General features: G+C 73.6%; 21 protein-coding genes and 1 tRNA gene. 15 read left to right on the top strand and 7 right to left on the bottom strand.

From position 1 onward, the window contains the following. Position 1: 1 nt before the first annotated feature. On the bottom strand, positions 2–1,456 hold the full coding sequence (locus ACFYZ3_RS15455) for a sugar transferase (RefSeq protein WP_388517139.1): 1,455 nt from the start codon (positions 1,454–1,456) through the stop codon (positions 2–4). After that, positions 1,453–2,733, bottom strand: coding sequence for a glycosyltransferase (locus ACFYZ3_RS15450; RefSeq protein ID WP_388517136.1), 1,281 nt, complete (start codon positions 2,731–2,733; stop codon positions 1,453–1,455). Before ACFYZ3_RS15450 ends, ACFYZ3_RS15455 begins: the two co-directional genes overlap by 4 nt. A 254-nt stretch (positions 2,734–2,987) precedes the next feature. On the opposite strand from ACFYZ3_RS15450, the gene chpG reads away from it, so the two are divergent. From chpG to ACFYZ3_RS15420, 6 genes are all read left to right on the top strand, one after another. Next, positions 2,988–3,227, top strand: coding sequence for a chaplin ChpG (gene chpG / locus ACFYZ3_RS15445; protein WP_030179666.1), 240 nt, complete (start codon positions 2,988–2,990; stop codon positions 3,225–3,227). A gap of 277 nt (positions 3,228–3,504) precedes the next feature. Next, on the top strand, positions 3,505–4,236 hold the full coding sequence (locus ACFYZ3_RS15440) for a hypothetical protein (RefSeq protein WP_388517133.1): 732 nt from the start codon (positions 3,505–3,507) through the stop codon (positions 4,234–4,236). Positions 4,237–4,413: 177 nt separating this feature from the next. Beyond that, entirely contained in the window at positions 4,414–4,716 is a 303-nt protein-coding gene (locus ACFYZ3_RS15435) for a hypothetical protein (RefSeq protein ID WP_388517130.1), read from the top strand. Positions 4,717–4,840: 124 nt separating this feature from the next. Beyond that, complete coding sequence (locus ACFYZ3_RS15430) at positions 4,841–5,356, top strand: hypothetical protein (protein WP_388517128.1); 516 nt, start codon at positions 4,841–4,843, stop codon at positions 5,354–5,356. A gap of 120 nt (positions 5,357–5,476) precedes the next feature. Further along, complete coding sequence (locus tag ACFYZ3_RS15425; protein WP_388517125.1) at positions 5,477–6,037, top strand: tyrosinase family oxidase copper chaperone; 561 nt, start codon at positions 5,477–5,479, stop codon at positions 6,035–6,037. Next, the gene (locus ACFYZ3_RS15420; protein WP_388517122.1) at positions 6,021–6,887 is read left to right on the top strand and encodes a tyrosinase family protein; all 867 of its coding nucleotides are present in this window, start codon (positions 6,021–6,023) and stop codon (positions 6,885–6,887) included. Before ACFYZ3_RS15425 ends, ACFYZ3_RS15420 begins: the two co-directional genes overlap by 17 nt. Positions 6,888–6,944: 57 nt before the next feature. Here the strand turns inward: ACFYZ3_RS15420 and chpF are convergent, their stop codons facing one another. Beyond that, positions 6,945–7,217, bottom strand: a complete 273-nt coding sequence (gene chpF / locus ACFYZ3_RS15415) for a chaplin ChpF (RefSeq protein ID WP_388517119.1) — start codon at positions 7,215–7,217, stop codon at positions 6,945–6,947. 267 nt (positions 7,218–7,484) lie between these two features. Between chpF and ACFYZ3_RS15410 the strand changes: the two genes are divergently transcribed. Further along, positions 7,485–8,090, top strand: coding sequence for a DUF2087 domain-containing protein (locus tag ACFYZ3_RS15410; RefSeq protein WP_388517860.1), 606 nt, complete (start codon positions 7,485–7,487; stop codon positions 8,088–8,090). A gap of 6 nt (positions 8,091–8,096) precedes the next feature. On the opposite strand, the gene ACFYZ3_RS15405 is transcribed toward ACFYZ3_RS15410, so the two are convergent. Beyond that, on the bottom strand, positions 8,097–9,089 hold the full coding sequence (locus tag ACFYZ3_RS15405; protein ID WP_388517117.1) for a D-2-hydroxyacid dehydrogenase family protein: 993 nt from the start codon (positions 9,087–9,089) through the stop codon (positions 8,097–8,099). 45 nt (positions 9,090–9,134) lie between these two features. Next, positions 9,135–9,911, bottom strand: a complete 777-nt coding sequence (locus ACFYZ3_RS15400) for a formylglycine-generating enzyme family protein (RefSeq protein WP_388517114.1) — start codon at positions 9,909–9,911, stop codon at positions 9,135–9,137. Positions 9,912–10,124: 213 nt separating this feature from the next. On the opposite strand from ACFYZ3_RS15400, the gene ACFYZ3_RS15395 reads away from it, so the two are divergent. After that, on the top strand, positions 10,125–10,316 hold the full coding sequence (locus ACFYZ3_RS15395; protein WP_388517111.1) for a hypothetical protein: 192 nt from the start codon (positions 10,125–10,127) through the stop codon (positions 10,314–10,316). Between the two features lie 69 nt (positions 10,317–10,385). Here the strand turns inward: ACFYZ3_RS15395 and ACFYZ3_RS15390 are convergent. Next, a tRNA-Arg gene (locus ACFYZ3_RS15390) sits at positions 10,386–10,458 on the bottom strand. Positions 10,459–10,789: 331 nt separating this feature from the next. On the opposite strand from ACFYZ3_RS15390, the gene ACFYZ3_RS15385 reads away from it, so the two are divergent. The 4 genes from ACFYZ3_RS15385 (at position 10,790) to ACFYZ3_RS15370 (ending at position 17,170) form a co-directional block, all read left to right on the top strand. After that, positions 10,790–12,397 carry a dynamin family protein gene (locus tag ACFYZ3_RS15385; RefSeq protein WP_388517108.1) on the top strand — a complete coding sequence of 536 codons (1,608 nt, stop codon included), beginning with the start codon at positions 10,790–10,792 and terminating at the stop codon, positions 12,395–12,397. A gap of 3 nt (positions 12,398–12,400) precedes the next feature. Continuing rightward, a complete protein-coding gene (locus ACFYZ3_RS15380; protein ID WP_388517105.1) occupies positions 12,401–14,827 on the top strand; it encodes a YfjP family GTPase in 2,427 nt (808 codons plus the stop codon). A 249-nt stretch (positions 14,828–15,076) separates the two neighbouring features. After that, complete coding sequence (locus tag ACFYZ3_RS15375; protein ID WP_388517102.1) at positions 15,077–15,547, top strand: single-stranded DNA-binding protein; 471 nt, start codon at positions 15,077–15,079, stop codon at positions 15,545–15,547. 216 nt (positions 15,548–15,763) lie between these two features. Continuing rightward, positions 15,764–17,170, top strand: a complete 1,407-nt coding sequence (locus ACFYZ3_RS15370) for a Cys-Gln thioester bond-forming surface protein (RefSeq protein WP_388517099.1) — start codon at positions 15,764–15,766, stop codon at positions 17,168–17,170. Between the two features lie 484 nt (positions 17,171–17,654). Here ACFYZ3_RS15370 and ACFYZ3_RS15365 read toward each other — a convergent pair whose 3' ends face one another. Next, positions 17,655–18,173 carry an HAD domain-containing protein gene (locus ACFYZ3_RS15365; RefSeq protein WP_388517096.1) on the bottom strand — a complete coding sequence of 173 codons (519 nt, stop codon included), beginning with the start codon at positions 18,171–18,173 and terminating at the stop codon, positions 17,655–17,657. Positions 18,174–18,412: 239 nt separating this feature from the next. Here ACFYZ3_RS15365 and ettA point away from each other — a divergent pair, with 239 nt between their 5' ends. The 3 genes from ettA to ACFYZ3_RS15350 are packed head-to-tail and all read left to right on the top strand — an operon-like array spanning position 18,413 to position 21,212. Continuing rightward, positions 18,413–20,077, top strand: a complete 1,665-nt coding sequence (gene ettA / locus ACFYZ3_RS15360; RefSeq protein WP_109032875.1) for an energy-dependent translational throttle protein EttA — start codon at positions 18,413–18,415, stop codon at positions 20,075–20,077. 2 nt (positions 20,078–20,079) lie between these two features. Then, positions 20,080–20,490: a thioesterase family protein gene (locus ACFYZ3_RS15355; protein ID WP_356861210.1), complete on the top strand. Its 411-nt coding sequence runs from the start codon at positions 20,080–20,082 to the stop codon at positions 20,488–20,490. Then, positions 20,487–21,212 carry a hypothetical protein gene (locus ACFYZ3_RS15350; protein WP_388517093.1) on the top strand — a complete coding sequence of 242 codons (726 nt, stop codon included), beginning with the start codon at positions 20,487–20,489 and terminating at the stop codon, positions 21,210–21,212. The genes ACFYZ3_RS15355 and ACFYZ3_RS15350 overlap by 4 nt, the downstream gene beginning before the upstream one ends. Positions 21,213–21,231 lie beyond the last annotated feature (19 nt).

Genomic DNA, 21,231 nt, shown 5'->3' with positions numbered 1-21,231 from the left:
GTCAGCTCCCCGTGGGGCGCACGAGCGCGGCGGCCGTGCGCAGCAGGATGCAGATGTCCCGCCACAGCGACCAGTCGTCGATGTAGGCGTTGTCGAAGCGGGCCCGGTCCTCGATGGAGGTGTCGCCGCGCAGCCCGTTGATCTGGGCCAGGCCCGTGATCCCGGCCGGCATCCGGTGGCGGGCCGCGTAGCCGGGGTGGGTCTGGCTGAACCGGGCCACGAAGTACGGGCGTTCGGGACGCGGGCCGACCAGGCTCATGTCGCCCCGGAAGACGTTCCACAGCTGGAGCAGCTCGTCCAGCGAGGTGCGCCGCAGGAAGCGGCAGAACCACGGCATCCGGCGTTCGTCCGCCACGCTCCACCGGGTCGCCGACTCGTGCTCGTCGGCCGGGCGGTGGGTGCGGAACTTCAGCAGCGTGAACGGCCTGCCGCCCTCCCCGACCCGCTCCTGCCGGAACAGCACGCCGGGACCGCCCACCACCCGCAGCACCGCCGCGCAGGCCAGCAGCAGGGGGCTCAGCAGCAGCAACAGCGCCCCCGCCACCGTCACGTCGAGGACCCGCTTGCCCGCGCCGCCGGGGCGCCGTGCCGCCGGCTCCAGGCGCCGGCAGGGGAACCCGGCGATCCGGTCCCCGGCCGGGCGGGCCGGGGCGTCGGCGTGTTCGGGTGCCTCCGCGTCCAGCTCCCACACCGTGCACCCCGACTCGGCCAGCGTCCGCAGCAGCGCCGCCTGTCTGGGCGGTGCGGAGGGGCTCACCGGGGACCCGGCGACCAGGACGTCCCGTACGCCGTTCTGTACGACCGCCCGCCGCACCTCCTCGCCGGTGGACAGCACGGGCAGGCCCGCGGTGCCGTCCGGGCCGCCGGTGACGACCCCGACCGGGCGCAGCCCGCAGCCCGGGTGGCGCAGCAGCGCCGAGGCCACGCGCTGCGCGGTCGCGGCGGGACCGACGACCAGGGCGGCGCGGGGGCGGTTCAGCAGCGCCGTACGGCGTCGGCGGTGCACCGTGCCCCGGCCGGCGCAGCCCGTCACCGCGTGCAGCAGGAAACCGGCGCACAGGGTGCGCACGGACAGGGCGTGCGACGGGTCGTACGCGGCGAGGAGCGCCGCGAGCACCAGCCACACCACCGCGACCCGGCCGCACACGGCGGGCAGGTCGTCCAGCGCGCCGGACGTCCGCCGGGACCGGCGCGGGCGCAGCAGGAGCGAGGCGGCGACCAGCAGGGCCGTGAGCAGCGGTTGGTGCGGGATGCCGGTGAGGACCAGCGAGCCCGGCAGGGCCGCCGTGCCGTCCGCGACGAGCAGCGGCAGCGGGAAGTCCTGCCGTGGTGCGGGACGCCGGTCGGGCAGTCGCGGGCCCGCGGTGCCGTCGCGCGGCGGCAGCACCGAGACGGGGGCGGAGCCGAGGCCGCGCGACTGGCCGGCGGGGGAGGGGACGGTGCTTTCCGCGCTCACGGGTAGGTGGACTCCCTGCACTCGATGGGCACGACGGCCGGCCGCCGCACGGCCGCGGGCCCGTCGCCGATGTCGCCGAAGCGGTCGCCGGTGCCGTCGCCGGTACCGGCGACGGTGTGCGCCGCGGGCGCGGGCCGTACGCCGTCCAAGAGGCCGCCGTTCAGGAGGCCGCCGTACAGGGCCGCTACCGCCGCGGCCGTGTGCCGTACGTCGTGCGCGGACCGCACGTGCGCCCGCCCCCGGCGGCCGAGCGACGCCCGCAGCGGCGCGTCGAGCAGCAGCGCGGCGGCGGCGTCGGCCAGCGCCGCCGGATCCTCGGGCGGCACCACACAGTGCGGTACGAGAGCGGGCGGCAGACCCTCGCGGGCACCGTCCACGTCGGTCACCACCACGGGCCGTCCGCAGGCCATCGCCTCCAGCGGGGCCAGCGCCATGCCCTCCCAGCGCGACGGCAGGACGACCAGGTCGGCGGCCCGGTACCAAGGGGCCGCATCGGCGACGGCACCCGCGAACAGCACGGACGCCGGGGCCCGCGCGGTCAGCCGGGCGCGGTCCGGGCCGTCGCCCACGAGGACCAGCCGGGCCTCCGGCACCCGCGCGAGCACGGACTCCCAGGCGCGCAGCAGGACGTCCTGCCCCTTCTGCCGGCACAGCCGGCCCACGCAGACCACCAACGGCGCCTGGGGGCCGACGCCGCGCAGCCGCCGCACACCGGCCGCGTCGGCGAGAGCGTCGGGGGCGTCGGTGAGGTCGATGCCGTTCGGGATCACCGTCCAGGGCCCGCGCAGTCCGGCCCGCGTCCCCCGCAGCCGTTCCGCCTCGCTCACGCACACCGTCCGTGCCGTCCAGCGCGCCGCCCACCGCTCCCAGCCGAGCGCGAGGAGCGCGGCGGCCCCGCCGACCGCCTCGAACGACCAGGCGTGCGGCTGGAACACGGTCGGGATCCGGCCCCGCACGGCGAGCCGTCCGGCCAGACCGGCCTTGGCGCTGTGCGCGTGCACCAGGTCGGGCCGTACGTCCTCGACCACGCGCACGAGCCGCCGTACCTCCGCCACCAGGGCCGGGCCGGGCGAGCGGGTCGACGGCCAGTGCCGCACATCGGCGCCCAGCGCACGCAGCCGGTCGGCGAGGTCCCCGGCGGGGCAGGCGACCGCGACGCGCAGTCCGGCGGCGAGCTGAGCCCGCGTCAGGTCCGCCACCACCCGGGCGACCCCGCCGTCCACCGGTTGGGTGAGGTGCAGAACCCGTGGCCGTAAGCCGGTCGGTGGCAGGTGCATGCGCGTTTCCTCGCCGTACGGGTGCGTCGAACGGGATGCGTCGAACGGGTGTGTCGAATGGGTGCGTCGAATGGTGTGGGACTCTAGCTGCTATCCGTACTAATACGGCGAAATCGGGTAAGTGTGTTGGATTTGTGAACGCCGGTATTCCGCGAGATCACCCCTTTGGCGGCACAACTCGCGCCCGTGCCACGCGTTGACACTGCGCCGGGCAGCCGCCCGGATGTGTGTACAACCCCAAGGAGCACTTCTCCATGTCGCGTATCGCGAAGGGCCTGGCCCTGACCTCCGTCGCCGCCGCCGCGGTGGCGGGCACCGCCGGTGTCGCCGCCGCCGACAGCGGCGCGCAGGCCGCCGCCGCCCACTCCCCGGGCGTCCTGTCCGGCAACGTGGTGCAGGTCCCGGTCCACATCCCGGTCAACGTCTGTGGCAACACCATCGACATCATCGGCCTGCTGAACCCGGCGTTCGGCAACGAGTGCGAGAACGACTGACGTCGGCTCACCACTTGCCGCACCGGCCGTCCGTACCGCGGTTCCTCCGCGAGCGGGCGGCCGGTTCGCGTTGCCTCGCGGACGGCGGTGTGCTGCCCCGAATGGGGGGACCGGGCCGCGACACGGCGCACGAACCTTGACAGGGCGTCTCACCAGGTAAGACGCGGCACCCGAGAAGGGGGGGGGCGGACGCCCCGGGTCGCCCCCTGCGTTGCAGAGCGCCGAGGGCGCTTCCACGGTGGGCACAACATCCGACGCACCACCGAAAGGAACCCCCATGCGTCTGCCCGCACGGCGAATCGCCACCTCCGCTCTCTGCGCCGGCCTGCTGATCGGTATCTCCGGTCCGGCGGTGATGGCGGCCGACGGCGACTCGGTCCGGGAACGCACCCACGCGGCGTCCCGCGCACCCCTCCCCGACGCCGAGGAACTGCAGAGCCAGGTCGGCAGCCTGGCCGATCTGGGCGACGTGCTCAGGCCCGTCACCGACATGCTCACCGCCATCCTCAAGGCCGACAACGGCCAGCTCTCCGCCACGGACGCCGACAAGCTCTCCACCGCCGTCGAGGAAGCCCTCGCCAAGGCGGACGCGGCGGACACGGACGCCGACGACGCGGCGACCACCCCCGGCACGACCACCCCGGCCCAGCCGGAGGCCGGGACCGACACCCCGGTCACGCTGCCGGCGCCCGTCACGGCGCCGGGCGACGACGGGACGGCGGCGGCCTCCGACCTGACCGCGACCGCCAACGCCGCGCTCCAGAAGCAGGTCGACGCCCTGGTCAAGGCCACCACCTCGGGTACCGCCGAACAGGTGAGCCCGGCCGTCAAGGACGTGATGACCGGCATCGTCAACGTCGTCGCCGCCACGCTCGTCGGCAACGGGCTGCCCGCCGCGGACCTGGCCGGCCTGCCCGGCGTACCGACCGCGCCGGAGGCCACGACCCCGGAGGCCACGACCCCGGAGGCGGCGACTCCGGAGGCCGCCGCACCGGCGAACCCCTCCTGACGCCGCCCCCGGCGTCCCGGGCCGTCGCGCCTCCCCTTCCGGAGGTGCGGCGGCCCTTTCCGTGCCCGGAGATCTCATATGTCTTCCGGACGGCGGAGTTTCCGGGCCCGGCGCAGGTCGTTAGGGAGGGCGTCAGCACACCCTCCGGTGACACGGGTCGCCGAAGAAAGGAACACGATGAAGTCCCTCAAGGCCGCCGCAGTCGTCGCCGGTTCCCTGGTCGCCGCAGGCTCCGCCGTGCCCGCGTTCGCCTACGACGCCGCCGACGCCGCCGCGCTCACGCCCACCAGCCTCAACGGCGCCGTGAACGCGCTGACCGCGGAGCCCATCGACGTCATGCCGATCAAGCACCAGTCGGAAGCGCGCTCCGACGCGCTGGACACCGAGAACAAGGACTCCGTGCTGCACACCGTGAAGGGCGCCACCACGAAGCTGAACTCCGCGAACGGCCTGCTGGGCGGCCTTCCACTGGGCGGCTGAACCACCCCGTTCCCGCGCCCGCTCCCGCGCCCGTCCCGCCTCCGCCTTCCCGACGCCCTACCTCCCGCCCTCTCGCCCTCCCGAAGCCGAACCCCCCGCCTGCTCGAAAGGGACCGTGTCTGTCATGAAGCCGACCACCAGACGAACCCTGGCCGCCGTGGTCACCGGTGTGGCCGCCGCCGTCGGCGTAGCCGCGACCCCCGCCGCCGCGGCCCGCGCGGTTCCCGTGCCGGTGCCGCTGGGCGGCGCGGAGACGGCCCTCGGCATGGAGCTGCCGGAGGTGGCCGGCGAGCTGCCCGTGCCGACGGCGGGCGCACCGGAGGGCCCGCGGTACGTCGAGGGCCGGCTGCTGCCGGAGCGGACGCTGCCGCAACTGCCGGTGCGCGGCGGGCTGCCCGGCGTCGACCTGCGCCAGCCGCTGCCGCACGTCCTCGGCGACGACTTCGACCACGCCGGTGTCGACGCCCCCGCCGCAGAGCTGCGCACCCTGGCGCCGGGACTGTCCCTGGACGCCCCGCTCACCGCGCCGAACCCCGAGGCCCTCGGCCTGCCGGCGCCCAAGCTGCCCGAGGTCGGCGTGCTCGCCCCGGTGGTCCAGACGGTCCCGGTGGCCGACCTGGGCGTCGGACCGGGCCTGTAACCCCCGGGCGGCCTCGCTCCCCGGAGCGGTCGTGCTCCGACTGGCCCTGCGAGCGGTGACCGCGGGGCCCGCCGTTCGGTTAGCGGTGCGGACCAACCGGAACCGGAAGAGGAGTGGGCCATGGTCGGCAACGCGGGTGCGAGGGCGAACGGCGCCGAGCGGGAGTACGCGGCGCAGGAAATGGCGGAGGACGCGGCGAGAGGCGGGCCGGCGTCCGGGACCCGGCGGCAGGTGATGCGGGGGCTGCTCGCCCCGGCCCTCGCCGTCGGCCTGACACCCCTGATCGCCGCCTCGCGACCCTCCCGGGCCGCGGAGGCGGCCACCACCGGACCGCGGCCCGCCCACCCCGGGCCGCACGCCGCCGAGTCCGCCGAGTCCGCCGAGGGCGCTGCCTTCGACGAGACCTACCGCGGCCGGCGCATCCGGGGCATCCGCTCGGCCGCCGGGCGGGCCGTGGGCGCGGGTACCTGGCAGGTCACCGTGGACGGCCGGCCGCTGCATCTGATGCGCCGGGCGGACGGCAGCTGGCTGAGCATGGTCGACCACTACCGGTCGTACCCCACCCCGCTCGCCGCGGCCCGCGGCGCCGTCGACGAACTCGGCCCCGGCGAGCATCTGCGCGACACCCCGTCCACGGGCCACGGCCGGCACTCCGGGGGGCGGCATGGCGTACACGCGTAAGGACGTCAGCACGCTGACCCGCACCGAGAAGCGACGGTTCGTCAACGCGCTGCTGGAGATCAAACGACGCGGGGAGTACGACGAGTTCGTGCGCACCCACATCGAGTACTACGTCTCCGACGGCGAGAAGGGCCTGCGTACGGCGCACATGGCGCCGTCCTTCCTGCCCTGGCACCGACGGTTCCTGCTGGACCTGGAGGAGGCGCTGCGCCGGGTCGACTCGTCGGTCACGGTGCCGTACTGGGACTGGACCAAGGACCGCGGCGCCAAGTCGACGCCCTGGACCGCCGACCTCCTGGGCGGCACCGGGCGGCGGTCCGACCACCGGGTGACCACCGGCCCCTTCGCCCACGCCGAGGGCAACTGGACCATCAAGGTGAACGTCACCGACACGGAGTACCTCACCCGGGACCTCGGCCGCGCCGCCGACCCCCTCGGCCTGCCCTCCAAGAGCGACCTGGAGTGGGCGCTGGACGACCCGAAGTACGACACCTCGCCCTACGACTCCACGGTCCGCAAGGGGTTCCGCAACAAGCTGGAGGGGTGGGGGGCGGGCCGCGGCAGCGTCTCCTGGCGCAACCACAACCGCGTGCACCGCTGGGTCGGCGGGGCCATGGTCGGCGGCGCCTCCGTCAACGACCCGGTGTTCTGGCTGCACCACGCCTTCGTCGACCTCCAGTGGTCCCGCTGGCAGGCCCGTCACCGCGGCGCCCGCTACCTGCCCGCCGAGCCGCCCGGCCGGGGCAGCGCACAGCGCGGGCGGATCGTCGCACGGCACGAGAAGCTGCCGCCGTGGGACGTGACACCGGACGAGCTGGAGGACGTCGGCCGGATCTACCGGTACGCCTAGGCCCATACGGGAGGAGCCCCGGCCGGGGAGGCCGGGGCTCCTCGCGGGTCGGGCGACTCAGCCGCCGTAGCCGCCGCTCTTGTCGTCGTCGTCGCCGTTTTCGCAGGCGTTGCCGAAGGCCGGGTTCAGCAGGCCGATCACGTCGATGGTGTTGCCGCAGAGGTTGACCGGCACGTGCACCGGGACCTGGACGACGTTGCCGGACAGGACACCGGGCGAGCCGACGGCCGCGCCCGCCGCGCCCGCGTCCGCCATGGCCATGCCGGTGCCGCTGAGCACCACGGCACCAGCGCCGAGGGCGATACCGGCGGCCTTCGCGATGCGAGACATCACGTTCTCCTTCTGACTCGGGGAGCGCGGCGGCAGGACGCGCCGCCGCACTGCCGGTTCAACGCACCCGGTCGCAGCGGGTCACGGGGGGAATGTGCGGATCACCCGTTTTGAACGCGGGGCCCGGAGCGGCGGCGTCCGCCGGAAAACCGTTCCCGTGCGCACCGGTGTGTCCACTAGCCTCCCGGCATGCCGAACGACCGAGCCGACTCGTCCAGCGAGGCCTCCGGGACTCCCGAGGCTTCCGGAACCTCCCAGACATCGTCCATGGCGTCCTCGCCGTCCTCGCCGTCCTCGCCGTCCGCGCTGGCGGCACTGCCCGCTCTGTTCGCCGAGGAGAGCCGGGTGCGGGCCTTCGCGGCCGTGGCGCTGGGCGCGGGCGACGCCGCGCAGGTGGCCCGGGCGGCCGGCCTCTCCGCGAAGGAGACGGCCGGCGCGCTGCGCCGACTGCGGGAGCGGGGCGTGGTGACGTCCGGGGACGACGGCCAACTCGTCGTCGCCCACAGCCGTTTCAGGGAGCTGGCCCGCGGCGGCCGTACGGCGTCGGTGGCGCCCCGGGACGCCGCCGCGGCGGGCGACGACGGGCCGGGCGACATGATCGTGCGGACCTTCGTCAGGAAGGGCCGACTGGTGCGTCTCCCCGCACGGTGGACGCGCAAGAAGGTGGTGCTGCGGCACATCGCCGAGCAGACCTTCGCACCCGGCGTGGAGTACCCCGAGCGCACCGTCGACGAGAAGCTGCGCGCGTGGTGCGAGGACGGCGAGGTCGACCATGTGACGCTCCGGCGCCACCTGGTGGACTTCGGCCACCTGCGCCGGAGCGACGGCATCTACGCGCGCCCGGCGGACTCCGCCCGGACGGGCACCGCCTGAGCCCGCCTACGCCCGGCTCGGGGCCGGCGGCGGGGATCCGACGGGCAGGCGCCGTACGGGGGAGCCCGCGAGGTAGGCCGCGATCGCCTCGACGGCCTGGCCGTAGTACGTGGCGTAGTTGGCGCGCGAGACATAGCCCAGGTGGGGTGTGGCGAGCAGGCGCGGGGCCGTGCGCATCGGGTGTCCGGCGGGCAGCGGCTCGGTGTCGAAGACGTCCACGCCCGCACCCGCGATGCGGCCCTCGTGCAGCGCGGCGAGTAGCGCCTCCTGGTCGACGATCGCCGCGCGCGAGGTGTTGACCAGGTAGGCGGTCGGCTTGAGCAGGGCCAGTTCGTCGGCGCCGAGCAGGCCGCGGGTGCGCTCGCCCAGCGCCAGGTGGACGGAGACGAAGTCGGCGGTTCTCAGGAGCTCTTCCTTGGAGGAGGCCAGTTCGACACCGACCTCGTCGGTGCGCTCCCGGGTCAGGTTCTGGCTCCAGGCGCTCACCCGCATGCCGAAGGCCAGGCCGACCTGGGCCACGCGCCCGCCGATCTTGCCGAGGCCCAGCAGTCCGAGCCGGCGGCCGTGCAGGTCGGCGCCCACCGTCTGCTGCCAGGGACCGCCCTCGCGCAGCCCGTTGCCCTCCTGGACGATGCCGCGGGCGAGGCCCAGCAGCAGGGCCCAGGTCAGCTCGACGGGCGGGGTCGAGGAGGAGGCCGTACCGCAGACGGTGACGCCGTGCGCGTCGGCGGCGGCGTAGTCGATCACGCTGTTGCGCATGCCGGAGGCGACGAGCAGCTTCAGCCGGGGCAGCCGGGCGATCAACGAGCCGGGGAACGGCACCCGTTCGCGCAAGGTCACCACGATGTCGGCGTCCGCGAGCGCCGCGGCGAGGGCGTCCTCGTCCGGGAAGTGACTGTCGTGGGACACGACCTCGACCCGGTCGGTGACCGGCGACCAGTCGGCCACCTCGGTCGCCACTCCCTGATAGTCGTCGAGTACGGCGCAGCGCAGTCGCACGGTGGGTGGTCCCTCTCGCCGAAGGTGCAGTGGCGGCCGCCGAGTCTACCGAGGCCGGGGACGCGCCGACGCGGGGAGTGCGGCCCCGGTTGCCGGTGCCGCGAGGCGCAGCCCGACGCCGATCGCCGCCAGGTCCTCCTCGTACGCACTGTGGCGGCGGGCGCACCTGGCCAGGTCCCGGTCGTGCCGGAAGGCCCCGCCACGGGTGATGTGGGGGTCGAAGGCCCAGTCCTCGACCAGCGGTACGCCGTCGGGGGCGCCCGGGTAGGGGGCGTACAGCGTGGACGTCCACTCGTCGGCGTTGCCCGCCATGTCCAGCACCCCGAACGGGCCCGCCCCGTCCGGGAACGAGCCGACCGGGGTGGTCGTACCGATGCCGAGGTCCACCAGGTTGGCCAGGCCGGGGCGGTACTCGTCGCCCCACGGGAACTCCCGGCCGTCGTCGCCGCGGGCCGCGCGCTCCCACTCGTCCTCCGTGGGGAGCCTGACGCCCGGGTCGCCGGTCCGCTCGCCGATCCACCGGCAGTAGGCCGTCGCCGCCTCCCAGCTGACGCCGGTGACGGGGTGGTCGTCGGGAGCCTCGGGCACGGGCCGGCGGGTGGCCGCGGCGAAGACGGACCACTGGCCCACCGTGACCGGGGTACGGGCGAGCCGGAAGGCCGGGAGGCGGATCTCCGTGCGCGGTGCCTCCTTGAGGTACCACTCCACCGGCACCCCCGTGTCGGCGTAACGCTCCGCCACCAGCGCAATGTCCTCGGTCGGGGTGCCTCGGTGCACCACTCCGGCCGGAATCTCCACCCAGTCCACCGGTTCGATCCGCATCGCCCCTCCTGGGCCTGTCCGACAGGACCACCATGATCGCCCGTACCCGCCCGGAGCGAACCCGCTCCGGGACGGAGACCGACCCGGCTTCCGAGCCCAGGGCCCCGCCCCGGCGTGGACGAGGAGCGCCGCCCCGTGGGCCAGGCCGCGCACTTCGCCGGCTCGTCGTGGCCGACCAGCACCTGGAGCAGTTCCCCGGCCCCCAGGTCGTAGATGCGGCTGGTGCGGTCGCGGGAGACGGTGGCGGGCAGCGGTCTGCCCGCCATGGTGGTCACGGACCCGCCGTTGATCAGCTCGCCGCGGCCGCCGAAGGAGCGGATCGGCGTGCCCTCGGTGGTGATGAGGTGGGCCCGGCGGTCGGCCGTGCGGGCGGGTGACGACCTGTCGGCCCTCGCGGCCGACTGACCCGCGTCGGCGGAGCGAGGCGGTGTCCGCACCGGAGAAGGTGCCCTCCCGGAGGGAGGGGTGTCCCGGCGCCCCCGGCAGGACTCGAACCTGCGGCCAAGCGCTTAGAAGGCGCCTGCTCTATCCACTGAGCTACGGGGGCCTGGTGTGGTGGCCTCGGTCGTGCGTGCCCGGGTGTGGGCCGGTCCGTGACCTCGCCGGGGACAAGGATAGGGCTCCCGGCTCCATGTCCCGGACGCTTCCCCTCCGTGGCTCGATGTGGAGGTTCGGTGAAGCGATCCCGATAATCGCAGGCAGTTACGAATCGTGCATCGCTTTTGGCGTCTCGCGCATCGGGTGTTGTCCACTCGTTATGCCTGGACTGTCCTCGCGCCCCAGTAGTCCCTTCCGTCCGGAGTGTCCGGTCGGCGCGCAGACATGCTCATCATGCTCATATGCTTCAGAATTCCCTCAAAATTGGGCATTCTTCACATGTGGTGACCTTGGACGTACGGCCTCAGCTGCTCGACGCACTCTCCGCCCTGCGCGACCGTGTCGCGGCCGCACGCTTCCCGCTGCCCCTCGCGGGGGCCCCACGCGCGCGTGCCAACCGTGACGAACTGCTCGCACAGCTCGACGACTACTTGGTGCCCCGACTGAAGGAGCCCGAAGCGCCGTTGCTGGCCGTGGTGGGCGGATCCACCGGCGCCGGGAAGTCGACCCTGGTGAACTCCCTGGTGGGACGCCGGGTCAGCGAGGCGGGTGTGCTGCGGCCCACGACCCGCACGCCGGTCCTGGTCTGCCACCCGGAGGACCACCACTGGTTCAGCGGCATGCGGGTGCTGCCCGACCTCACGCGCGTGTGGGTGCCCCACCGGGACCCGGACGACGACCTGCTGCTGCCCGGCGAGAACCCCGCGCGCGTGCTGCGGGTCGAGACCGCCGACACCCTGCCGCCCGGCATCGCCCTCCTGGACGCGCCCGACGTCGACTCCCTCGTCGCCGACAACCGCGTCCTGGCGGCCGAACTGATCTGCGCCGCCGACATCTGGGTGATGGTCACCACGGCCGCGCGGTACGCCGACGCGGTGCCCTGGCACCTGCTGCGCACCGCCAAGGAGTACGACGCCACCCTGGTCACCGTGCTCGACCGGGTGCCCCACCAGGTGGTGTCCGAGGTGTCGCGGCAGTACGGGGCCCTGCTCACCAAGGCCGGGCTCGGCGACGTCCCCCGCTTCACCGTCCCGGAACTGCCCGAGTCGGCCTGGGGCGGCGGCCTGCTGCCGGCCAGCGCCGTGGCACCGCTGCGGTCCTGGCTCGTCCACCGGGCACAGGAACTCGACGCCCGGCACCACGCCATGGCCCGCACGGCGCACGGCATCCTCGACTCGCTCAGGTCCCGGATGCCCGAGCTGGCCGGTGCCACCGCCGCGCAGTACGCCGCCGCGCTGCGTCTCACCGCCGCCGTCGACGGTGCCTACGACGCCGAGCACGCGCGCGTGCGGGGCCGGTTGCAGGCGGGCGCCGTGCTCGCCGGGGACGCGCTGAAGCGCTGGCGGGCCTTCCCCCTCGACTGCTCGCCGGAAGAGCTTCTCGACTCGCTGGTGGAGAGCCTGAGCGCCCTGCTGCTGTGCGCCGTCACGGCCGCCGACGAAAGCGTCGACGAGGCCTGGCGGCACGAACCGGCCGCGGGCGCCCCCGAACTCGCGGAGCACGTTTCCGCGCCGGAGAGCGCCGAGCAACGCATCGGGGTGGCCGTACGGCGCTGGCGGCGCGAGCTGGAGGAGTACGCCGAGGACGAGGTGCGCGAGCTGGACCGGAACCTGGCCCCGGACCCCGGGGTGGTGGCCGGCCTGGTCGCCACCGTGCTGCTGGGCGGGCGGCGCGCACGCGTCGCCGGGGAACGGCTCGCCGAGCGGATCGGCGCCCACGGCGCGCTGCGGCTGCGCGACCGGGGCGGGCGGCTGCTGGAGGAACACGTCGACCGGGTCATGCACGTCGAGCGCGAGCGCAGGCTGGCGCCCCTCGACGGTCTCGAGGTGCACCCCGAGCCGCAGGCAGAGCTCATCGCCGCGCTGTCCGTACTGCAGAAGGAGAGGTGACCGGTGACCGCCGTCACTGACCAGGACCCCACCGAGCACACGACGAAGGAGGCGGCGCGGGCGGACGACCGTACCGGCGATTCGGACTCCCGGGACGACCGGGACCGCCAGGATCGCGGGGATCGCGGGGATCGCGGGGATCGCGGGGACGACCGGGATGAACAGAACTGCCGGGACGACCGGGACGACGAGCGCAACCGGGACGGCCGGGGCCGTTGGGCTCGGCGGGGGAGCCGGGACGACCTGGACGACCTGGATGAGCGGGACGCCCGGGAAGACCAGGGCGACCGGGGAGGACGGGGCTCGCAGGGGAGTAGCGACAAGCGCGACCGACGAGATGACCGGGCCGATCGAGACAGCCGGGATCGCCGAGACGGGCGGGACCGGCGGGATGACCGGGACCGTCGGGACAGCCGGGACAGCCGGGACAGCCGGAGCCAGGAGGGCCGCGCCGAGAAGGTGGTCTCCCGTGAGCGCGCCGAGCGGGAGCGCCTCGACCGAGAGCCCGCCGCCGGGGACGTCCGGGATGCCGGGGACGCCGGGCGCGGGACGCGTCCGCGGGAACGGGGGAGCGAGCGCTCCGGCAGCGGCTCTCACGCGCGCGTGCAGGACGACGTCACCGGGGCGCACCGCCGCGCGGAACGCGCCGACGCCCCGGCCGGCGATTCGGCCGTTTCCGGCGACGGCGACGGGGACGGGGGCCGGGGCGGGGAGGAAGCCTGGGGCGACGGGCTGATCGCACGGCGGGTGGACGAGAACGGCGGGGCCGAGCAGTTCGCCGTCCTGCCGAGCAGGCCCGCCGCCTCCTCGGCCGCCCTGATGCCGCTCGCCTACGACGGGAACCTCAGGTCACGCCTGGACGCCCTGCGCGAACTGGTGGGCCTCTCCCGGACCCGGCTCGACAGCGGAACCCTGGCCGAGGCGGGCCGGGTCCTGGACGAGGCCGCCGCGCGGCGCAGGCTCTCCGGACAGCACACCGTCGTCGCCATCGCCGGCGCGACCGGCAGCGGCAAGTCGCAGTTGTTCAACACCCTCGCCGGGGTGACGATCTCCGAGACCGGCGTACGCAGACCGACCACCGCCGCGCCCATCGCGTGCAGTTGGAGCGACGGCGCCGCCAGCCTCCTCGACCGGCTCGGCATCCCGGGCCGGCTGCGCCGCCGTCCGCTCCAGCACCCGGACTCCGAGTCACCGCTGCGCGGACTGGTCCTGATCGACCTGCCCGACCACGACTCGGCCGCCGTGCAGCACCGCGAACAGGTGGACCGCATCCTGGCGCTGGTCGACGCCGTCATCTGGGTCGTCGACCCGGAGAAGTACGCCGACGCCGTACTCCACGAGCGCTATCTGCGGCCGATGGCGGGCCACGCGGAGGTCACCCTCGTGGTTCTCAACCAGGTCGACCGGCTGCCCGGGGAGGCCGCCGAGCAGGTCCTCGACGACCTGCGGCGCCTGCTCGACGAGGACGGCATCGCGCTGGGCGAGCACGGCGAACCCGGCGCGACCGTGCTCGCCCTGTCCGCGCTCACCGGGGAGGGCGTCGGCGAACTGCGCGAGACCCTCGGCCAGTTCGTCGCCGAGCGGCAGGCCCCGGCCCGCCGCATCGCGGCCGACGTGGACGCCGCCGCCCGGCACCTGCGCCCCGTCTACGTCACGGGGCGGCGCACCGGGCTCAGCGAGGAGGCGCGGGAGGAGTTCGCGGACCGGCTGGCCGACGCGGTCGGTGCCACCGCGGCGGGCGAGGCCGCCGAACGCGCCTGGCTGCGCAACGCCAACCGGGCCTGCGGGACACCCTGGCTGCGGCTGTGGCGCTGGTACCACGACCGGCGCGATCCCGTCACGGGACGGCTGTCGTCGCGCGCCCAGGCGGACGAGGAGGCCACGGCCCGTCAGCGCGTCGAACAGGCGGTGCGCACGGTCTCGGACCGGGCGTCGGCCGGACTGCCGGCGCCGTGGGCGCTGGCGCTGCGCGAGGCGGCCGTCCGCGGCGCCCAGGGGCTGCCCGAGGCCCTTGACGAGCTGGCGGTGCGCGCGGGGCTGCCGCCGGGGCGTCCGCCGCGGCCCGGATGGTGGCCGGTGGCGGTCCTCGCCCAGGCGACCATGACCCTGCTCCAGGTGGTGGGCGGCCTGTGGCTGCTGGGCCAGATCATCGGCGTCGTGCCGCCGAACCTGGGTGTGCCCGTGCTGCTGATGGTGGCCGGCATCGTCGGCGGCCCCCTCATCGAGTGGAGCTGCCGCCTGGCGGCCCGCGGCCCCGCCCGGCGCTACGGCCATGAGGCGGAACGCCTGTTGCGGGAGGCGGCCGCGGGGTGCGGCCGGGCCCGGGTGCTGGATCCGCTGGCGGCGGAACTGCTGCGGTACCGCGAGGTGCGGGAACAGTACGCGCGGGTCACGGGGGCGGGTCTGGGGGCGGGGGCGGCGACGAGGTAGCGGCGCGCGTCCACGGCTGCCGCCCGTGCGGGTCGGCGGCTGCCACCGTGCGCTTGCACGGTTGCCACCCGTGCGGGCCGGCGGTTGCCACCCCTGCGGGTGGCGGAGTTCTCCACAGGTACCGGGCCGGTCCACAGCCCTCGGCGGACCGGCCCGGACGCGGGCAGTCTGGCCTCCACGGCGATCGCGACGGACGCGGTCGCCCCGGCCGCCGTACGGGACAGGCCCGTGCGGGAAGGAGGACTCGCGATGAACGAGACGATGATCTGCGCGGTGGGGAACGTGGCCACCCAGCCGGTCTTCCGCGACCTGGCGAACGGACCGTCGGTGCGCTTCCGGCTCGCCGTCACCGCGCGCTACTGGGACCGCGAGAAGAGCGCCTGGACGGACGGGCACACCAACTTCTTCACGGTGTGGGCCAACCGCCAGCTCGCCACCAACGCCTCCGGGTCGCTGGCGGTGGGGGACCCCGTCGTCGTGCAGGGCAGGCTGAAGGTGCGCACCGATGTGCGCGAGGGGCAGAGCCGGACCTCGGCCGACATCGACGCGGTGGCGATCGGTCACGATCTCGCCCGCGGCACGGCGGCGTTCCGGCGCACCGGCAGGACGGAGGCGTCGACCTCCCCGCCCCAGCCGGAACCCAGCTGGGAGGTCCCGGCCGGGAGCACACCGGGGGATCCGGCCCCCGAACAGCGGCCGGATCCTGTCCCGGTGGGATGAGCGGAACCCCCCGGGCAGGATGGATTTGTCGATAATCCCTGTTCGAAAACGCTCTCGGCGATAACGATTCCGATTCGGATCACCGCGCGGACGACGATCACCGGCAAGCCCGGTCCCTCACGTCCTTAGGATGCCGAACGAGCCTTGTGTGGCTGCTGATTCTGCTGGTGGGACCGTTCCCCCCACGTCAACGGGTCCTGCTCGAAGGGGAATTTGGTGTTTTCTTCGCACGCTGTGCCGTCTCTGCCCGGTCGAGGGGCGGCGCGTCTCGCCGCCGGAGCGCTGGCGTCCGCGCTCGCGGTCGCCGGTGTGGTGACCGGTGCGGCTCCGGCCGCCGCCCAGGACGGGGCGGCGCGGGGCCAGGGCGGGGCGACGGCCACCATAGGCGGCCTCAAGACGCACGGCACCGCGGTCATCCACGGGCAGGACGGCGACCAGCAGGTGCCGGCCGGCCTGTTCGAGATGTCCGTCGAGGGCGGCGGCATGCTGCAGACGTACTGCGTCGACATCCAGAACCCGACGCAGAAGGACGCCAAGTACCAGGAGACCCCCTGGAGCGGGACGTCGCTGGGCACCAACAAGGACGCCGGCCGCGTCCGTTGGATCCTGCAGAACAGCTACCCGCAGGTCAACGACCTCGCCGCGCTCGCGAAGAAGGCCGGCCTCCGCGGCGGGCTCACCGAAGAGGACGCGGCGGCCGGCACCCAGGTCGCCATCTGGCGCTACTCGGACGACACGGACGTCGAGGCCGTCGATCCGCAGGCCGAGCGGCTCGCCGACTACCTGGAGGAGAACGCCCGCGACCTCGCCGAACCCGCGGCGTCCCTCGCCCTGGACCCGCCGGCCGTCTCGGGCCGCCCCGGCGAACGGCTCGGCCCGGTGACGGTCCACACCAACGCGGGCGGCGCGACGGTGACGCCGCCGGTGGATGCCACGAGCAAGGACGCGGTACGGATCGTCGACAAGAAGGGCGAGCCCGTCACCAAGGTCACCGACGGTGCCCAGATCTTCTTCGACGTGCCCGAGGACGCGGCGGCCGGTACCGCCCAGCTGTCCGTCCAGGCCTCGACGACCGTGCCGGTCGGCCGCGCCTTCGCCTCCGAGAGCCGGAGCCAGACGCAGATCCTGGCCGGGTCCAGCGAGTCGACGGTCGCGGCGACGGCGACCGCCACCTGGGCCGTCGAGGGCGCGATACCCGCCCTGTCCGCCGAGAAGGACTGCGCCGAGGGCACCCTGGACATCACCGCGCTCAACAAGGGCGACGAGCCCTTCACCTTCGAGCTGCTGGACACCGAGTACACCATCGCGCCGGGCGAGACCCGGACGGTGCCGGTACCGCTGCCCGAGGACCGCGCCTACGACTTCACGATCCGCGGTCCGGCCGGCTTCGAACAGCGCTTCACCGGCGTCCTCGACTGCCGCACCCAGAGCGCCACCCTGTCCGACACCACCCACACCCTCAGCGAACCGGCCCCCGCCCCGGTCGTCACGCCCTCCCCCAACCCCAACCTCGCCGAAACCGGCAGCTCCGACGCGACCCCGCTGATCGGCGGCGCGGCCATCGGCCTCGTGGTCCTCGGCGGCGCGGTCCTGCTGTTCGTCCGCAGGAAGAACGAGCAGTGACGACGCACCCCCGTGACGGCGCAGCTTGATGCACGCTCCCACCATCGCGAACACCGGCAAGGAAATAACTCCGCCCCGGCGGTCACGGGTACGTCATGACGGCCGATCGGCGTCGTCCTGACCGTGCTGTCCATGGAATCCCGATCAACTGATAGCGACGCCTGGGCTTCGCCGTATGGCCGACGACGCTCTGTTCTGTTCCAAGTGCGGGCAGCCCCTGAAGTCGGGCGGCCTTGTGCTGGTCAAGAGGAACGACGACGGCCGGAGGACTTGCCGATCTCTATGGCGTTGCGCAGATCAGCACACCTGGTGGCGGTGGGTGGACCGACCGGAGGAGCCGCTGGAAGTCTGCCCGGTTCCGCAGGCGTTCCGTTGGCATCCTGCCCTCACGCCGGGGGCCGGACCTCGGCCTACAGCCGCAATCCCATGCGGCCACTGGACGAGTGGACGGCGGCGAAGGCGGTAGATCGAGCCTGAGGTGTGCTCATCTCGGCGCGACGGCATCGAGCCATGCGGCGAGTGCGCGAAAGTCGGTGGCACTGAGGCCCTTGGCCGGCTCGACATGGTGCAGCAGTGAAGGCCCAGGATGGCTGGCGTCGACCCAGAGGCGGTCCATGGCGCTGATCTCGTCGTCGACCCAGATGAAGGGTCGGCCGGCGGCCCACTCGACCATGGGGCGAGTCTTCCAGTGGAGACCCTGCGGGGTTCCGCCCGCGTCGGCGTCCGGCCACTCCAGCACCGGCAGCTTCGGCAGGCCGATGCGCGGGGCGACGACTTCGTTCGCCTCTTCCATCCAGGTCGTCGCCCACACGAGTCGGCAGCGCAGAGCAATGAGGCGCACCCCGGTCCCGGGGTCGAGTCGGGCCAGCAGCGGATTCCCCTCCTCGGCGGTCGTCGAGGGGGAGGCAGCGGCGACCTCCTTCTGACCGGCCGAAGACCCGAACGGGATCAGTGGGCCGTCGACGTCGAGGAAGAGGAGGGGGCGCTCCGATGCGCTGGTCACGGCCGCACCGTAGCCCAGCGCGATGGGGGAGCGGCGCCCGCCGACTGGGCCGTCCCGGGGTGGTGCGAGGTGCCCGAGGGCGGTCGACAGTGATCGGCAGTGGCAGGTGGGACTCAGGCGGCGTCCAGGAAAGGCCAGGTCAGCGCGCCCGCAGGGAACGCGTTTCCTCGTAGGGGTGGCGGTGCGGCAAGATGGGGTGTATCTGCCCACTGCCTGATCAAGCTGCCGGACGGTTTCTCTTGGCTGAGTACATTTACACCATGCGCAAGGCGCGCAAGGCGCACGGCGACAAGGTGATCCTTGATGACGTCACCCTGAGCTTCCTGCCCGGCGCGAAGATCGGTGTGGTCGGACCGAACGGTGCCGGTAAGTCGACCGTTCTGAAGATCATGGCGGGGCTGGAGCAGCCCTCGAACGGGGACGCCTTCCTGTCCCCGGGCTACACCGTCGGCATCCTGCTCCAGGAGCCCCCGCTCAACGAGGAGAAGACCGTCCTGGAGAACGTCCAGGAGGGTGTCGCCGAGGTCAAGGGCAAGCTCGACCGGTTCAACGAGATCGCCGAGCAGATGGCGACCGACTACTCGGACGCGCTGCTCGAGGAGATGGGCAAGCTCCAGGAGGAGCTGGACCACGCCAACGCCTGGGACCTCGACGCCCAGCTGGAGCAGGCCATGGACGCGCTGGGCTGCCCGCCCGGCGACTGGCCCGTGGTGAACCTCTCCGGTGGTGAGAAGCGGCGGGTGGCGCTGTGCAAGCTGCTGCTGGAAGCGCCCGACCTGCTGCTGCTCGACGAGCCGACGAACCATCTCGACGCCGAGTCCGTCAACTGGCTGGAGCAGCACCTCGCCAAGTACGAGGGCACCGTCGTGGCCGTCACCCACGACCGGTACTTCCTGGACAACGTCGCGGGCTGGATCTGCGAGGTCGACCGCGGCCGCCTGCACGGCTACGAGGGCAACTACTCCAAGTACCTGGAGACCAAGGCCACCCGCCTCAAGGTCGAGGGCCAGAAGGACGCCAAGCGGCAGAAGCGCCTCAAGGACGAGCTGGAGTGGGTGCGCTCCAACGCCAAGGGGCGGCAGGCCAAGTCCAAGGCCCGCCTCGCGCGGTACGAGGAGATGGCCGCCGAGGCCGACAAGATGCGGAAGCTGGACTTCGAGGAGATCCAGATCCCGCCGGGCCCGCGCCTGGGCAACGTCGTCGTAGAGGTGAACAACCTCAGCAAGGCCTTCGGGGAGAAGGTGCTGATCGACGACCTCTCCTTCACGCTGCCGCGGAACGGGATCGTCGGGGTCATCGGACCCAACGGCGCGGGCAAGACCACGCTGTTCAAGATGATCCAGGGCCTCGAGGAGCCGGACTCCGGCGACATCAAGGTCGGCGACACCGTCAAGATCTCCTACGTCGACCAGAGCCGCGAGCACATCGACCCGAAGAAGACGCTGTGGGCCGTCGTCTCCGACGAGCTGGACTACATCAACGTCGGTCAGGTGGAGATGCCGTCGCGCGCGTACGTCTCCGCCTTCGGGTTCAAGGGGCCCGACCAGCAGAAGGCGGCCGGGGTCCTCTCCGGCGGTGAGCGCAACCGGCTGAACCTGGCGCTCACCCTCAAGCAGGGCGGCAACCTGCTCCTCCTCGACGAGCCGACCAACGACCTCGACGTCGAGACGCTCAGCAGCCTCGAGAACGCGCTGCTCGAGTTCCCCGGGTGCGCCGTGGTCGTGTCCCACGACCGGTGGTTCCTGGACCGCGTCGCCACGCACATCCTCGCCTACGAGGGTGAGTCCAAGTGGTTCTGGTTCGAGGGCAACTTCGAGTCGTACGAGAAGAACAAGGTCGAGCGGCTCGGCGCCGACGCGGCCCGTCCGCACCGCGCCACCTACAAGAAGCTGACCCGGGGCTGATCTTGCGGCACATCTACCGCTGCCCACTGCGCTGGGCGGACATGGACGCGTACGGCCACGTCAACAACGTGGTCTTCCTCCGCTATCTGGAGGAGGCCCGTATCGACTTCCTGTTCCGCCCGGAGAAGGACTTCAAGCAGGGGTCCGTGGTGGCACGCCATGAGATCGACTACAAGCGGCAGCTCGTCCACCGGCACCACCCGGTCGACATCGAGCTGTGGGTCACGGAGATCAGGGCCGCCTCCTTCACCCTCACCTACGAGGTCAAGGACGGGGACGTGGTCTACGTCCGCGCCTCCACGGTGATCGTGCCGTTCGACTTCGAGGCGCAGCGCCCCCGGCGGCTCACCGCCGAGGAGCGGGAGTTCCTCCAGGAGTACACGGACGCCAAGGAGGAGGCCGTCGCCGCATGACGGTGCTCCATCTCGCCGACGAGGGGGAGGCCGCGGATCTCGCGGCCTTCCTCTCCCGGCTGCTCCACTACGACCGTTCGGCCGCCGTGCGCCTCCAGGCGGCCGGCACCGCCCTCGCCGTCTTCGGCCGGCCGCCCTCCTTCGAGGTGCTGGCGGTGCGCGCGGTGCGGCTGGCCAAGCCGTACGAGAACGGGCTCGACAACACCCTCGACGTGACCGTCTCCGCCGGTGAACTGCTCGAGTCCGTGGACGAGCAGGCGGCCACCTCAGGTGTGCCGGACGCGGTGACCGGGCCGCCCTGGGCCGGGGTGCTGCCCCCGCGCGGGGGCTGGCGGACCGAGACGGGGCTGCCCGCCCCGGACGCCCTGCGCGCGCTGGTCGCCGCCGCGGTGGCGGAGTTCCGTACGCGCACGGGGGAGCTGGCCCCCGAGGACCGGACGCGGGCCGAGCTGGACCGGGTCGGGCGGGAGATCTGGTCCCGGACCGTCGGGGAGACCGGGCTGCCGGTGCGGGCCGTGCACGCGGCCCAGTCGCTCGGGTTCCTGCGGCCGCGCGGAGCCTCCGGCCCCGGTCACGACTCGCGCCTCGGCCCGGGTTCCGGCTCGGACGAGGGCGCGGCGAAGCTGCTGTCCTGCGGTGCGTGGCTGCGGCTGCGTACGCCCTTCGGGTCCGTCGCGCTGCGGCGGGCGGGGACCGGGGCCCTGGGCATCAGCGTGCGCTGAGGCCGCTCGGGCCGCCCCG

It is taken from the genome of Streptomyces sp. NPDC001599 (assembly GCF_042893535.1).
GTDB lineage: Bacteria > Actinomycetota > Actinomycetes > Streptomycetales > Streptomycetaceae > Streptomyces.
The sequence above is the reverse complement of the archived record's forward strand: the minus strand, read 5'-3'. Positions and strand labels throughout refer to the sequence as shown.

What these genes read in the sequence shown, in the direction of transcription:
- ACFYZ3_RS15410 (WP_388517860.1), top strand. Translation starts at nt 7,485, where the DNA reads ATGGCGTCCTCGCCGTCCTCGCCGTCCTCGCCGTCCGCGCTGGCGGCA.
- chpF (WP_388517119.1), bottom strand. Translation starts at nt 7,217, where the DNA reads ATGTCTCGCATCGCGAAGGCCGCCGGTATCGCCCTCGGCGCTGGTGCC.
- ACFYZ3_RS15395 (WP_388517111.1), top strand. Translation starts at nt 10,125, where the DNA reads ATGCGGCTGGTGCGGTCGCGGGAGACGGTGGCGGGCAGCGGTCTGCCC.
- ACFYZ3_RS15350 (WP_388517093.1), top strand. Translation starts at nt 20,487, where the DNA reads ATGACGGTGCTCCATCTCGCCGACGAGGGGGAGGCCGCGGATCTCGCG.
- ACFYZ3_RS15425 (WP_388517125.1), top strand. Translation starts at nt 5,477, where the DNA reads ATGGTCGGCAACGCGGGTGCGAGGGCGAACGGCGCCGAGCGGGAGTAC.
- ACFYZ3_RS15400 (WP_388517114.1), bottom strand. Translation starts at nt 9,911, where the DNA reads ATGCGGATCGAACCGGTGGACTGGGTGGAGATTCCGGCCGGAGTGGTG.
- chpG (WP_030179666.1), top strand. Translation starts at nt 2,988, where the DNA reads ATGTCGCGTATCGCGAAGGGCCTGGCCCTGACCTCCGTCGCCGCCGCC.
- ACFYZ3_RS15420 (WP_388517122.1), top strand. Translation starts at nt 6,021, where the DNA reads ATGGCGTACACGCGTAAGGACGTCAGCACGCTGACCCGCACCGAGAAG.
- ACFYZ3_RS15435 (WP_388517130.1), top strand. Translation starts at nt 4,414, where the DNA reads ATGAAGTCCCTCAAGGCCGCCGCAGTCGTCGCCGGTTCCCTGGTCGCC.
- ACFYZ3_RS15450 (WP_388517136.1), bottom strand. Translation starts at nt 2,733, where the DNA reads ATGCACCTGCCACCGACCGGCTTACGGCCACGGGTTCTGCACCTCACC.
- ACFYZ3_RS15430 (WP_388517128.1), top strand. Translation starts at nt 4,841, where the DNA reads ATGAAGCCGACCACCAGACGAACCCTGGCCGCCGTGGTCACCGGTGTG.
- ACFYZ3_RS15440 (WP_388517133.1), top strand. Translation starts at nt 3,505, where the DNA reads ATGCGTCTGCCCGCACGGCGAATCGCCACCTCCGCTCTCTGCGCCGGC.
- ACFYZ3_RS15375 (WP_388517102.1), top strand. Translation starts at nt 15,077, where the DNA reads ATGAACGAGACGATGATCTGCGCGGTGGGGAACGTGGCCACCCAGCCG.